The sequence below is a fragment of the Tidjanibacter massiliensis genome, assembly GCF_900104605.1.
In the GTDB taxonomy this organism is placed as follows: domain Bacteria; phylum Bacteroidota; class Bacteroidia; order Bacteroidales; family Rikenellaceae; genus Tidjanibacter; species Tidjanibacter inops.
In genome coordinates, this window is record NZ_LT629960.1 from 1,886,127 (window position 1) to 1,898,617 (window position 12,491).

The 12,491-nt window shown below is 56.3% G+C and carries 10 protein-coding genes and 1 tRNA gene; 6 read left to right on the forward strand and 5 right to left on the reverse strand.

Features of this window, described 5'->3' with window-relative positions:
- Positions 1-57: 57 nt before the first annotated feature.
- Positions 58-1,086: a phenylalanine--tRNA ligase subunit alpha gene (gene pheS, locus BQ5361_RS09005; RefSeq protein WP_022063932.1), complete on the reverse strand. Its 1,029-nt coding sequence runs from the start codon at positions 1,084-1,086 to the stop codon at positions 58-60.
- A gap of 202 nt (positions 1,087-1,288) precedes the next feature.
- On the opposite strand from pheS, the gene murA reads away from it, so the two are divergent.
- Complete coding sequence (gene murA, locus BQ5361_RS09010; protein WP_035471305.1) at positions 1,289-2,596, forward strand: UDP-N-acetylglucosamine 1-carboxyvinyltransferase; 1,308 nt, start codon at positions 1,289-1,291, stop codon at positions 2,594-2,596.
- A 297-nt stretch (positions 2,597-2,893) separates the two neighbouring features.
- On the opposite strand, the gene BQ5361_RS09015 is transcribed toward murA, so the two are convergent.
- From BQ5361_RS09015 to BQ5361_RS09025, 3 genes are all read right to left on the reverse strand, one after another.
- A complete protein-coding gene (locus tag BQ5361_RS09015) occupies positions 2,894-3,460 on the reverse strand; it encodes a DUF4924 family protein (RefSeq protein ID WP_022063930.1) in 567 nt (188 codons plus the stop codon).
- A gap of 79 nt (positions 3,461-3,539) precedes the next feature.
- Complete coding sequence (locus tag BQ5361_RS09020) at positions 3,540-6,440, reverse strand: hypothetical protein (protein ID WP_046445890.1); 2,901 nt, start codon at positions 6,438-6,440, stop codon at positions 3,540-3,542.
- Positions 6,437-6,787 carry a translation initiation factor gene (locus tag BQ5361_RS09025; RefSeq protein ID WP_022063928.1) on the reverse strand — a complete coding sequence of 117 codons (351 nt, stop codon included), beginning with the start codon at positions 6,785-6,787 and terminating at the stop codon, positions 6,437-6,439. Before BQ5361_RS09025 ends, BQ5361_RS09020 begins: the two co-directional genes overlap by 4 nt.
- Before the next feature lie 350 nt (positions 6,788-7,137).
- On the opposite strand from BQ5361_RS09025, the gene BQ5361_RS10610 reads away from it, so the two are divergent.
- From BQ5361_RS10610 to BQ5361_RS10970, 3 genes are read left to right on the forward strand one after another with little or no spacing between them, the layout of a single operon-like run.
- Positions 7,138-7,581 carry a hypothetical protein gene (locus BQ5361_RS10610; RefSeq protein WP_143047549.1) on the forward strand — a complete coding sequence of 148 codons (444 nt, stop codon included), beginning with the start codon at positions 7,138-7,140 and terminating at the stop codon, positions 7,579-7,581.
- A gap of 15 nt (positions 7,582-7,596) precedes the next feature.
- The gene (locus BQ5361_RS09030) at positions 7,597-8,052 is read left to right on the forward strand and encodes a hypothetical protein (protein ID WP_035471302.1); all 456 of its coding nucleotides are present in this window, start codon (positions 7,597-7,599) and stop codon (positions 8,050-8,052) included.
- A gap of 17 nt (positions 8,053-8,069) precedes the next feature.
- On the forward strand, positions 8,070-10,424 hold the full coding sequence (locus BQ5361_RS10970; protein WP_071425026.1) for a hypothetical protein: 2,355 nt from the start codon (positions 8,070-8,072) through the stop codon (positions 10,422-10,424).
- Positions 10,425-10,507: 83 nt separating this feature from the next.
- Here BQ5361_RS10970 and BQ5361_RS09040 read toward each other — a convergent pair.
- Positions 10,508-10,580, reverse strand: a tRNA-Thr gene (locus BQ5361_RS09040).
- Positions 10,581-10,741: 161 nt separating this feature from the next.
- On the opposite strand from BQ5361_RS09040, the gene BQ5361_RS09045 reads away from it, so the two are divergent.
- Positions 10,742-11,446: a tetratricopeptide repeat protein gene (locus BQ5361_RS09045; RefSeq protein ID WP_022062893.1), complete on the forward strand. Its 705-nt coding sequence runs from the start codon at positions 10,742-10,744 to the stop codon at positions 11,444-11,446.
- Positions 11,447-11,494: 48 nt separating this feature from the next.
- Complete coding sequence (locus BQ5361_RS09050) at positions 11,495-12,439, forward strand: tRNA modification radical SAM protein MnmL/YtqA (RefSeq protein ID WP_022062892.1); 945 nt, start codon at positions 11,495-11,497, stop codon at positions 12,437-12,439.
- Positions 12,440-12,491: the final 52 nt, after the last annotated feature.

The window sequence follows — 12,491 nt, forward strand, 5'->3', positions numbered from 1 at the left end:
CGGAACGCCGCCTTCCCGCTTCTTGCCGGACGGTTTTCGTGCCGCCGGAAGCGGGTATCAAATCACCGTGCCGAATTGGCGCAGGAACCGGATGTCGTTCTCGAAGTAGAGACGGAGGTCCTTGACGCCGTATTTCAGCATCGAGCAGCGCTCTACTCCCATTCCGAACGCGAACCCGCTGTATTTATTGCTGTCTATGCCGCATGCTTCGAGTACGTTCGGGTCCACCATGCCGCATCCCATGATTTCGAGCCATCCGGTATGTTTGCAGACGTTGCACCCCTTCCCGCCGCAGAGGTTGCAGGAGATGTCCATCTCCGCCGAGGGCTCCGTGAAGGGGAAGTAAGAGGGTCTCAGGCGTATTTTCGTCTCCGGGCCGAAGAACTCCTGCACGAAGTAGAGAAGCGACTGTTTCATGTCGGCGAAGGAGACCCCTTCGTCGATATAGAGTCCCTCTATCTGGTGGAAAATGCAGTGCGCACGGTAGGAGATGGCTTCGTTGCGGAAGACCCTGCCGGGGCATACTACCCGGATAGGCGGTTTCTGCGTCTCCATGGTGCGTACCTGAATGGAGCTGGTGTGGGTACGGAGCAGGATGTCGGGGTCTTTTTCGATGAAGAACGTATCCTGCATGTCGCGTGCCGGATGTTCCGGCGGGAAGTTCAGGGCCGAGAATACGTGCCAGTCGTCCTCTATTTCCGGGCCTTCGGCTATGACATAACCGAGCCGTTCGAATATACCGCATATCTCGTTTCTTACCAGCGATATGGGGTGCCGGCTGCCGAGCGGCTGCGCGGTGCCGGGGCGCGTCATGTCGTCCAGCGTGGCCGAGGGAGTCCCGGCTGCATGCGCTTCGAGTTCGCTTTTCAGTTCGTTGATGCGTTCCTGTGCGCGGTTCTTGAGTCCGTTGAGGCGCTGGCCCAGTTCGCGTTTCAGTTCCGGGGCGACGGTTTTGAATTCGTCCATCAGTTCGTTGAGCTCACCCTTGCGGCCCAATACCTTGATTCTGAACTCTTCCAGCTCCGCAGCGGTACCGGGGTGGAACTCCTCTACCCTTTTCAGCAGTCGTTCTATCCTGTCGGTCATATCCTTCGTATTGTTTCGGTTCTCCTGAATGATACATTACAATAACTTACAAAGTTAAGGATTTTTGCGGTTACTTTACAAGCCGTTGCCGGATAACGGCGTTAAAAGTCGTCCGGTACCGGGAAAGTTTTTTCATGCCGCGTAAATTGTATATCTTTCGTCTCCGTATTGCATTGCATTCCGGATAAAGAAATTTCGAGATATGGCTGAATTCATCGTGCAGGGCGGAAACCGCCTGAAGGGAGAGATAGTACCGCAGGGGGCCAAGAACGAAGCCCTCCAGATAATTTGTGCCACGCTCCTTACCCCCGAACGGGTGACGCTGCACAACGTTCCGGAGATAGTGGATATTCTGCAGCTCATGGATATGCTGCGTGCCATGGGGGTCGAGGTGGAGAAGACGGGGCCGCAGAGCTACGCGTTCCGTGCCCGCGACATCGACCTCGATTATATCCGTTCGGAGGATTACCGCCGTCGAGGCGCCCGGTTGCGCGGTTCGGTCATGGTCATCGGGCCCCTGCTGGCCCGTTTCGGCATCGCCTATCTGCCCAAACCGGGCGGCGACAAGATAGGGCGCCGGAGGCTGGATACCCACCTGATAGGGTTTCAGAAACTCGGTGCGAAGTTCGATTACGATTTCGACAACAACTATTTCGCCCTCCGCTCGGACGGTCTGCGCGGAACCTACATGCTGCTGGACGAGGCTTCGGTGACGGGTACCGCCAACATCGTCATGGCTGCCGTGCTGGCACGGGGGGAGACGACCATCTACAATGCGGCCTGCGAACCCTACATCCAGCAGCTGTGCCGGATGCTTGTTCGCATGGGGGCCGACATCCGCGGTATCGGTTCCAACCTGCTGACCATCCGCGGTGTGGAGCGTCTCGGAGGAACGGAGCACACCATGCTGCCGGACATGATAGAGATAGGCAGCTTCATCGGAATGGCGGCCATGACGCAGTCGGAGATAACGATTAAGGAGGTCTCTTTCGGCGACCTGGGCATCATTCCCGCACAGTTCGCCCGCATGGGAATCCATTTCGAGCAGCGCGGAGACGATATCTATATTCCCAGTCAGGAGCACTACGAGATAGACACGTTCCTCGACGGTTCGATAATGACCATTGCCGATGCACCCTGGCCGGGACTGACGCCCGACCTGCTTTCGGTCTTCCTCGTGGTGGCGACGCAGGCGAAGGGTTCTGTGCTCATCCACCAGAAGATGTTTGAAAGCCGCCTCTTTTTCGTGGACAAACTGATAGACATGGGGGCGCAGATAATCCTCTGCGACCCGCACCGGGCCACGGTCATCGGGCACAACCACGAACGCCGCCTGCGCGGTACGATGATGACTTCGCCCGACATCCGTGCCGGGGTAGCGCTCCTTATCGCCGCCCTGAGTGCGGAGGGGCGCAGCGTCATCCAGAATGTGGAGCAGATTGACCGCGGTTATCAGAACATCGATGCGCGCCTCAACGCGCTCGGCGCCAATATCGTTCGGGCCGAATAGCCCGTTGACCGGCCGGCCGGAATGCGGCTGCGGGATACCGTGCATCGGAGGGAAGGATTCCCTGCCGTGTACGGTTTTTCGTATGCCTGCCATGGAGAGAGGCGGCAGGTGTTGGTCGTTTCTGCAAAAAATTTTCGTTTCCGTGCAACAAAACGGAACCTTCGGGCATCATATATATGAAAGCCGCCTCCGGCAGGGGAGGCCGGATTTGTCGACAAGGATGTTTCCGGAGACTCTGCGGGGCGGGCGACGGGCAAAGAGATTCCCGGGAGAACCGCTGTGGTCCGATGGCCTGAATCAGCCGTTGTCCCTTTCCCAAATATCCAACTCGCCGATTTCGGCCAGATGAAAAATCCGTGCCAGTTCCCCTATTACCGGCGAAACGAGCTCAATCACATCGGAGATTGAGCTCTCTTTTGTCTTGTCCCCCTTCATGCGGTAGAGCATGGCGGCGTAGAGCGTCCGGAAAGCGAGTTCCGTATCGGATATCTCCTGCCGCCCGATGAGCTGCCGCAGACGCGGCAGTTCGGGCTGCAGACGGGCGTACAGTTCGCGGTAATGCTCTCCGGCTGGAGCCTGGAGCAGCTGTTCGTGCAGATTGTTCAGGTCGCCTATGAGATGCAGGGTGTGGTCGAGATGGCCCGTCTTTTCCTTTCCCTCTTCGCGTAGCAGCGACCCCACGTCCATGTACCACATGAGCAGGTTGTTCTGTCTCTCCTCATCCCCGGGTATCTGCGGGGCCACGAGTTGCGACCAGATGGCTTCGGGACTGAACCGGAGCGCCCGGAGCAGGTCTTCCAACTGCCACAGGTAGAGGATATATTCCGCGATATTCTCCTTTCGTTTCGCTTGTGCTATGTACATTTTCCTTGTTTGAACGGTTTATGTCCTCCGGGCATCCGTTTCCGGAAGGCGGTTTCCGGGCCGCTCTTTTTCCGGCTGTTCAGAGCGGTACCGAGAAGCCGCATGTTACGAATACTTTCTTGTCGCGCGGTTTGTAGACGCCTACCGTAAGCGTGCAGGTCGATTCCGCCGGCATGCGGAACGGGGCGATGTCGAGGCTGACGGCTCCCCCGAACGTATAAATGTGGCGCGGTACGCCGCGTTTTTGCAGACCGTTGCCCGCGGTTCCCGTGAGGTCGATGAAATATTCCGGTTCCAGATAGCGTGCGTATTGGAACGACAGGTCGAGCGAGATGCGTTTCAGGAAAAAGACGCCGCTCACTCCCCAGTCCGGATAGGCTACGGGGAAGAGGTAGTCGGCCGAGGCGGCGAAGTAGCTCGTCGTGGCTATCTGGTCATATCCGCGGGGCTGGAAATCGATGACGTTTATCATGGGGAAGACGTCGGTAGTCCGCTGGTAGGCTGCGGCGAGCGTCAGGCCGTGGTGAAGGAAGAGACCGGGGGTGTAGACGCGTCCGTACACGCTCCATGCGGTGGCGAACAGCTTGCTGAACGGATTGCTGACCGTGCTGGCACGGAGCGTATAACCCCAGCGCGGCTGCAGGTCGAGGCGGGCCTTGCGGACGTATTCGTTGTACTGTACGGAGGCGAGTACGAGCGATGCCCGGTTCGACTGCCCTTCGGGGGTGATGATTTCCGTATTGTCGAGGTTGAATTGCAGCGTCGGCACCAGCGAGCGTATCCGGTAGCCCGACGAGAGCAGCAGCGGCAAGTAGGCCCTGACCGAGAGGTCGAAGCTGTTGCCCTTGTAGTAGCTCGTATAGAAGGGACTGCTGGCCGTATTGATGGTTTGGTGGGGATGGTCGCTCCACAGGGCCGTCACTTCGATTTTGGGTGCCCAGCCGTAGTAGGCGAACCGTCCCCTGACCGTGGAGTGGCCGTCGAGCGTATAGCCGTATCCGAGGCTCGCTTCCGTCGTACCGAGCAGGTTCTGTGAGATGAGCGTCGCGCCGAACTGGGCATCCAGCGTGGAGTTCTCCATCAGCCGGTCGGGCGAGTAGTAGAGCGGCGCCCAACTGTGCAGGTTGAAGAGGTGTCCCGCTTTGGAGTAGCGTTCGGCCGGATGTTTCTCCATCGAGGCATTCAGCTCTTCCTCCGTGAAGACCACGTCGTCCACGACCGGAACGTCCCACGGTTTCAGGGGGGCATTCACCACGTTCCGGGGAACGGGCGTCCATTCCACCTCCTCCCAGTACTCCACCTCCTGCAGGGCCGTTTTGTAGCCGTCCCTTTCGTAGGTCGTGAGTGCCACGAATTCGCCGCCCGGCGAAGGAGAGGGGGCGAAAGAACCGTAACGCGATTCGGAGATGCGGTACTGCCGCCCGGTGGAGAGGTCTATTGTGTGGGCTTCGTCCTTGCCGGAGTAGATGGAGTTGAAGTAGAGCATTCCGTCGCCGGCGCTCAGGTTATTGACCGTTACGTAAGCGGGGGAGGTGACGGGGAACCGCCGTCCTTTCAGGCCGGAAAAGTCGACTCCTCCGATGGACATGCCGTCATCGGAGAGTGCGATGTAGTAGAAACACTGCGTCAGGTCGTCCCATGCCAGGCCGTGCAGCGATACCGACTCGTCGAAGTGGGTACGCAGCGTACCGCGCTCGCGGGAGTGCAGTTCGACGGAGTAGTGGCCGTCGTAGTGGTAACGGACGAAGGCCAAGTCGCCGTCATCGGTCAGTACCGGATAGAGGACGCCGTCGCCGAACGAAGCCTCCTGTCGGTATCGGTCGTCCCCGTACTGCATGACGCAGAGACGCGAATCGACTTTCTGTTCCCATACGGTGCTCTGCCGGTATTCCGTCCATACTACGGTGCCGTTGCGGAAGACGGGACGCGTGCTGACCGGCCCCGTGTAGCATACGGTGCGTTCCTGTCCTGAGTGCAGGTCTATTTCCACGAACCGCGATGCCCGGTCGTAATCCTCTTTCAGGACGAGCAGCGTGGAGTCGTTGACGTAGAGGGGATGGGAGTAGGTGGTGTAGATTTTCACCGGCGGCGATACCACGCGCGGACTGTTGCCCGTGTCGGGCAGCGAGTCCCACAGTTCGTTGAGGGAGGAAAAGGTCTCCCGGAAGAGCTGCCGCGTGGAGGTGCCGTAATATTTGTTCAGCGCGAGCTGCGTGGTGAAGATGAGTATCGGGTAGTCGGAGGTGTAGCGCGTGATGCTCGCTCCGATGTATTCGTCGTATCGCCTGTCGGCATAGGAAACGAGTTGGAATCCGAGTTCGTAATGGCTCGGTACGTAATCCTTGTAGGAACCGCAGAACCATTTGTCGGGATTCCGGCTGCGCAGTATTTCGTCGCCCAGCGCACGGTAGTGCATGGTGAACGACGGCTGCAGCCCTCTCCCGAAGGAGGACATCTGCGTTTCGGCCATCACCGCATCGCCTTCGATGAACCAGAAAGGCAGGAGTCCCGTGGCGAGCAGCGGTGCCTGCTGTCCGAACAGATAGCCGAAGACCTTCACCGTCGAACGGTTGACGTTGCCGAACTGAACCATGTGGCGGTACTCGTGCGTGGCGAGCTGTTTGAGCCATGGTTCGGAGTAGGTGTCTATGGCGGGTATCCCTCCCATCTCTATCCGCCGGGGGGCCATCATGGCGAGACCGTTGGAGAAGAAGTTCTCCGTGGTCATCATGACGGGTGTTTTGAGCGGAGGCAGGGGATATCCGTAGCTGATGCGGCTCCGGACGGTGTCCATGTAGAAGAGCGTGCGGTGGGCCTGTTTCCCGAATCCGTCCGGAAAGACCACCTGCAGCGAATCGTTGCCGATGGATTTCCACCGCAGCGAAGCGGGCGACTGCCCCGTGTTGTAGTATTGGGCCCGTGCCTGCGGGACGGCTGCCAGCAGCCAGAGGGCGGTGAGCAGTATGGCGGTTTTTTTCATTGTCCCCCTGCTTTTTTTGCCTTGTATCCCGCTTTGGTGAGTATTTCCGTCACACGGTCGCGGAAATCGCCCTGTATGATGATTTCGCCCTCTTTGGCCGAACCGCCCACCCCGCACCTGTTTTTCAGCATGCTCGCCAGAGCCCGGAGGTCTTCCTCGCTTCCCCGGAAGCCGCGTACCAGCGTCACCTGTTTGCCGGCCCGCGATTTTCGGTCGAGCCATACGCGCAGTTCCTGCTGCTGCGGCGGAAGCGTCGGAATGTTTTCCGGCGCTTCGGTTTCGTATTCGAAGTCCGGATTCGTGGAGTAGACCACGTTCAGCCTCGATTTCCAGTCGTTGTCTGCCATCGCTTGTCTGTTTAGTGCAAATATAGGAAAATATATTCGACGAAACCCGAAAGGAGGTAAGACGGTAGTCCGATATCCGTACAGAAGGTGTCGTGCCGGAACGGCTTGCGCAAGGATGTCGATATATATGATTAAATATTTGTATTGTTGGTAATTATTTCGTATGTTTGAAATAACTACACTGTTGCCTTGTGTTTGTTTGAATTTATTAACCAATCGGATGTTATGAAAAATGTTTCTGCACACTCCCTCACCGTCTTGAAGCCAGAGGGCGAAATTTTCTGTGACGGCGTTTGAACAAGCCGCAGTTAATGCTGCTTCAATAATCTTTAACCTATTAAAATTCTATTATGAAACTAAGATTACTTTCTTTATTATGTGTACCGCTGCTGTTTGCAGGCTGTGAATCTCCGGCCGGGGTAGCCCATTATCGTTATGGCAACCTGACGGACAGAATCATTCAGGTAGAAGCGCCAGATGCAGATGATTATTGGAATCCGTGCACGTTCGAGCTTGCTCCGGGGGAGGAATATGAACTCACATACGTTCATGCCAGAAGTGTAATACTTTCTCCGTTTGGTTCTAGTAAATATGTCAAGATTTCCGACGGAGAACGGGAAGTCACTTTTGTTTCCCGTCCGGACCAAGAAGGGCAAAAGACTTATTTATATGATATGGATTCGTATCAGGTAGTCAAATCGAAGAAATGCGAAATCTGGTTCCGTTACGATTTTACGGACGCCGATTTCCGGGACGGCGTTCCGGTAACGGAAGAGTCGGATACTGATTATTAATCTAAAACTACTATCATGAAAATTAAAATTCTTTTCTGTTTTTGCCTTGTACTATTGTTTACGGGCTGTCATGAGATGTACACTGTTCACTATGTTTATCGCAATGGCACGGATAAGTCTCTCGAGGTGGTGGCATATGATATCACTGATAATGCTCAAGGCTCTGCGGTGGAAATACAGTATCGCTTTTCCCTTGTTCCGGACGGCGAGTACTCGATTACAGTTCATGTTCCCGGGAATAGCAATTTTTTTCCTTTTTGGACAGTCGATTATGTCCAATTGTCGAATGACGAGCAGGCGGTTGTTTTTGCAAAGGCTGGTGATATCGATGGTGTAAAATACAGCATCTTCAGGCCTGACTGTTATAAAGAGCGGTCCAGAAAGCGTACATTATGGCGTACCTATATTTTTACGGACGCCGATTTCCGGGACGGTGTTCCGGTAACGGAAGAGTCGGATACTGATTATTAATCTAAAACTTAATTATTATGAAGAGACACATTGGACTGCTGCTGTTGGCAGCGTTGTCGGTCGTATCCTGCAATAAGGAGGGAGAGATTTTTTACAGGGAAGGGGAGCAGAAAACGGAGGAGGCAGCGGTGACCCGTGCATTGCAAAATGCCAGCGACCCTTTCGCCATCGATGTCATGCAGCAAGCGCTGGACCTCGTGGCGGCCGATGACCCGTCGGTGCCGCGCATTACCCTGCAGCCGACCGGTTATTACGTGAAGTTCAATCCGCAGGACAGCGTGCAGATGGCGACGCTCGACGGGCTCGGTATCGAATTGTTCAGCCATCCCCTCGACAACGGGATTTATCCCGAAACCGAACCCGAAGAGGTGACGGAGGACACCCCCATCGTGTATGAACCCCTTTATGCCGTCGTTCCTGCCGGTTTCGTGTTTCCGGAAGAGGTGGATTACGAACTTATTCACGGCGTATTCATCCAGAACAAACGAGGTCCTGCATCGGATGAGGGCCAGCTACCTGCCGGGGTGTATGCCAGCGTATTGGATGCGTCGCTTCGGCTGACGGGCAACGTTTCTTCGGCGAGGAGCACCGTACAGCCGTTCCAGCCTTCGGCGAGGCTCAGGTTTGAAATTACGGATAAATCTGGTTATGGTATTAACAATGATACCCTCCCGCTGGTCGGAGCGAAGGTGCTGGCATTCTACTATACCGATGTTTCGTGGGGCGTTACCGATGACAACGGCGAGACGGGACCGATATGCACTACCAATACGCCGGTGCGCTACGAGGTGCATTGGGGCGACGACCGTTGGAATGTGTACATAGCCAATAAGAACAAGAAAAGGATAAGCATTCTGGACGGCACCCATACGGGGCCGGTGGATGTCGTTTTCGCCGACGGAACCTGGGAGGGGGTGATGTCCGGCATGCACACGGCCCTTTACTCCTATTTCTACCGGGACTATCCGCTGACGCGCTACCTGATAAAAGGCGATTATACCCTCGATATAGCGACGATGACGAAAGGCGGAAGGAGCAGCGCCGCTCCCGTACGGCCGTTACGTGAAATATACTTTTACGGAAAATATAAAGGAGCATCCCGGTATCATACACCGGAAAAGGCGATGAATACGATGTTCCACGAACTGGGGCACATTTCACACCATAAACTGGAACCGTTGAAGTTCAATCTTAGGGCATTGGGGAAAGACGGCGAATCGTGGGCGACCGGCGTGGAATATGCCTACATGAAGTCCTTCTTTCCGGAGTATACCGACCCTAATAACAGAGGGGAGAAAAATAAATATACCCGCGTGGTCGAATGTCTGCTGAAGAACGGATTTTCGATGGGCGACATCCAGCACGGTTTTCACGAGAGCGGTAACTGGGCTTCCTGGCAGATAGAGATGAGACGCATCGTGACCGGCAGGACGGACATGACTGACGATGAAAAGGAGCGGTTGTGCGAGATAGTGAATATCATTTTCAGTCATCCCAACGACGCCGCCCTAGACCTGCGCGATATCGTGGAGGCGGAGTATGAATCGGTCGGTTTGAACCAACTCGTTCGGCTCCGTCTGAACGAAGATGCGAGAAAACTCTCCTCCAAAAGCAGTAATCTGCTCTCCATAGAGGGTTGGGAGATAGCGGACAGCGACGGCGTTTCGGTGCCGCACCAGTACACGGACAACTCCCTGTTCGTCTATTTCACCCGGCCGGGGAGAAAGAAGATTCGGCTTACCGCCAATGTTTTCGGAGGAGAACGGGTGTATGAAAAGGAGCTGAATGTCGGTTCGCAGGACATCGTCGAACGGCCGGCGGACCCGATTGTCGGCCGGGAGGAGGTATTTAAACTGCGTCAGACGCTGACGGATGCCGGCGTCGAGGTGAAGAAGTGGGCCAGCGGCGACAATAAAACGGAACTGCTCTCTTTCCCCTCCAATGTGCCCAACGGAAGGTTCCGGTTTACCGAAAAGGGCGAACGTACCGTCAAAGTCACGGTATATTATCCGACGCTGCGGGGGACGGTGGAGTATGAGATAAAAACGCTGGTGCGCGACCCCGAGTCCGATGAAATCTTTTACATCCTGAATCCTCCGGAACTTTTCGCCTACGATACGACCTACCGGGCGATGTACGGTGTCGTCGGGGAGAAGATAACGGGCATCGAACGGATTGAGTGCGACCACTGCCATTATCTTTTTTATCTCTATTTCGATGATTCGTGGAGTTTCGACAGAAACAGCGGCGTCCTCTCTTTTTCCATTCCGAAGCACGGTACCTACCTGGATTATTGCCTGACGATATTTTATACCGTGGAGACCTCCGATGATGTGCGGGAGGCCCGGCTGTTCGTCTCCAATTACCGGTAATCCCGTTTCGTGGAGACGGGGCTCGGCCGGAAACCGGAACGGCTGCAAGGGAAATTCCCCTGCAGCCGTTCCTCTTTGTCCGGAGCCGCAACCGAGACTTGAACTCGGGACCTCTTCATTACGAGTGAAACGCTCTACCAACTGAGCTATTGCGGCCTCTTTATGCGGGGCAAATATAGGACATTTCATTTAAATGACGAAGTTTTCCGGGCGGAAATTTTGTCCGCGCGGCGTTATATGCTTTTTTTGCAGGCATTATTGCTATCTTCGCGCCTGCAAAACGATACATACGTATTCTCAGCAAAAGGTCTGTCAAGATGATGAAACCGGTACTTAGGCCGACGGGGGAGGACAGCTACGTTATCGCCTATCTCCCTGCCGCCGACGGAGATGATTTCGATTTCGCTGCGGAGCTCGCCCGTTCGAGGAGGCAGGAGGACGAACGCGATTTCGAGGGAGCCTGCAATACGCGGCTGCATGCGTTCCAGCGGTTGGTGGATATGATTCCCGAAGAGGGGGAGACCGTGCTGGAGTGGGAGGATGAGCCGACACAGGCCGCCGTGCTGACCGGTTACTGTTCCGGCATCGACCATTTTCTGGCCGGAGACTGGGAGATGGCCGCCGCCATTTTCGAGATGCTGCTCGACGTAGACCCCGAAGACCATACCGAAGCGACCATTCCGTTGGCTTATACCTACATCGCCATGGAAGAGTATGAGTCGTTCGACGATATTATCAACGACGTGAACGACAAGTATATCGACAAGGTAATCTTGACCCTGTGGAGCGAATTCCGGCGGACGGGCACGCTGCCCCATGGCGAGGTAGTGAGGCTGCGCAGCCGCTTCCGGCCCTATTATGACGAATTTCTGGCCGGGGAGCATCCCGTCAGTGACGCTTACCTGCAGGAGATACGTGCCGAAAGGCCCTCCAAAGAGGCGCTCGCCAGGGAACTGTGGCTCCAGACCGAACATTTGTGGTCGCTCTTCCCGGGTTTCGTCGAGGCGCTTCGGAAGGCGTGAGGCCCCGTGAGGAGGACTCCGTGCGGGAACTTTTTTCAATCGAGAACGATGATATATCCCTGGGGTGACGAGAGGCCTTTCAACAGCTATTCGGGCTACTTCCGGAGACTGTTCGGAGGGCGTGTGCAGAAGCTGGCCGTCAATGCCGGCTTTACGTGTCCCAACCGCGACGGACGGGTGGGAACGGGTGGCTGCACCTTCTGCAACAACGAGGCTTTCACCCCTTCGTATTGTCAGCCCTTCAAAAGCGTCGCCCGCCAGATAGAAGAAGGTATCGAATTTCACCGCAACCGGTATCGTCGGGCCGAACGCTACCTCGTCTATTTCCAATCCTTTTCGAATACATACGCGCCGCTGGAGCGGTTGCGGGCCGTGTACGGCGAGGCGCTCGCCAACCCCCTCGTGGCGGGTATCGTGGTGGGGACACGTCCGGACTGCGTGGACGATGCGGTACTCGATTACTTCGCGGAGCTGGCCCGCACCTGTTACGTGGCCGTTGAGTACGGCATCGAGTCGTGTTACGACGAAACGCTCCGTGCCGTGAACCGGGGGCACGATTTCGACTGCGCACGCCGTGCTGTGGAGGCGACCGCCGCACGCGGAATACATGTCGGGGCGCATTTCATTCTCGGGCTGCCGGGCGAGACCGACGGGATGATGACCGCCCAGACGGAGACCATCAATGCGCTCCCCCTGACGACGGTCAAGTTCCACCAGCTCCAGATATTCCGGGATACCCCCATGGAGGCGGACTGGAAGGCACATCCGGAACGATACCGCTTCCGTACCCTCGACGAATATATGGAACTTTTCATCGGCATCCTGCGCCGGCTGCGGCCCGACCTGGTCGTGGAACGTTTCGCCGGAGAGGCTCCGCCGCGGTTCCACTGCGGGCCGACCTGGGGCCTTATCCGCAACGAACAGTTGATGGCCATGCTCGAAAGACGTCTGCTCGAAACGGGCGCCTGGCAGTCCCAGCTCTGGGAGGGGTAGAGGGGGGGCGCCTGCGGCCTGTTGCCGGTGCTTCCATGCGGTCGTATGGATA

What these genes read in the sequence shown, in the direction of transcription:
- pheS (WP_022063932.1), bottom strand. Translation starts at nt 1,086, where the DNA reads ATGACCGACAGGATAGAACGACTGCTGAAAAGGGTAGAGGAGTTCCAC.
- murA (WP_035471305.1), top strand. Translation starts at nt 1,289, where the DNA reads ATGGCTGAATTCATCGTGCAGGGCGGAAACCGCCTGAAGGGAGAGATA.
- BQ5361_RS09015 (WP_022063930.1), bottom strand. Translation starts at nt 3,460, where the DNA reads ATGTACATAGCACAAGCGAAACGAAAGGAGAATATCGCGGAATATATC.
- BQ5361_RS09020 (WP_046445890.1), bottom strand. Translation starts at nt 6,440, where the DNA reads ATGAAAAAAACCGCCATACTGCTCACCGCCCTCTGGCTGCTGGCAGCC.
- BQ5361_RS09025 (WP_022063928.1), bottom strand. Translation starts at nt 6,787, where the DNA reads ATGGCAGACAACGACTGGAAATCGAGGCTGAACGTGGTCTACTCCACG.
- BQ5361_RS10610 (WP_143047549.1), top strand. Translation starts at nt 7,138, where the DNA reads ATGAAACTAAGATTACTTTCTTTATTATGTGTACCGCTGCTGTTTGCA.
- BQ5361_RS09030 (WP_035471302.1), top strand. Translation starts at nt 7,597, where the DNA reads ATGAAAATTAAAATTCTTTTCTGTTTTTGCCTTGTACTATTGTTTACG.
- BQ5361_RS10970 (WP_071425026.1), top strand. Translation starts at nt 8,070, where the DNA reads ATGAAGAGACACATTGGACTGCTGCTGTTGGCAGCGTTGTCGGTCGTA.
- BQ5361_RS09045 (WP_022062893.1), top strand. Translation starts at nt 10,742, where the DNA reads ATGATGAAACCGGTACTTAGGCCGACGGGGGAGGACAGCTACGTTATC.
- BQ5361_RS09050 (WP_022062892.1), top strand. Translation starts at nt 11,495, where the DNA reads ATGATATATCCCTGGGGTGACGAGAGGCCTTTCAACAGCTATTCGGGC.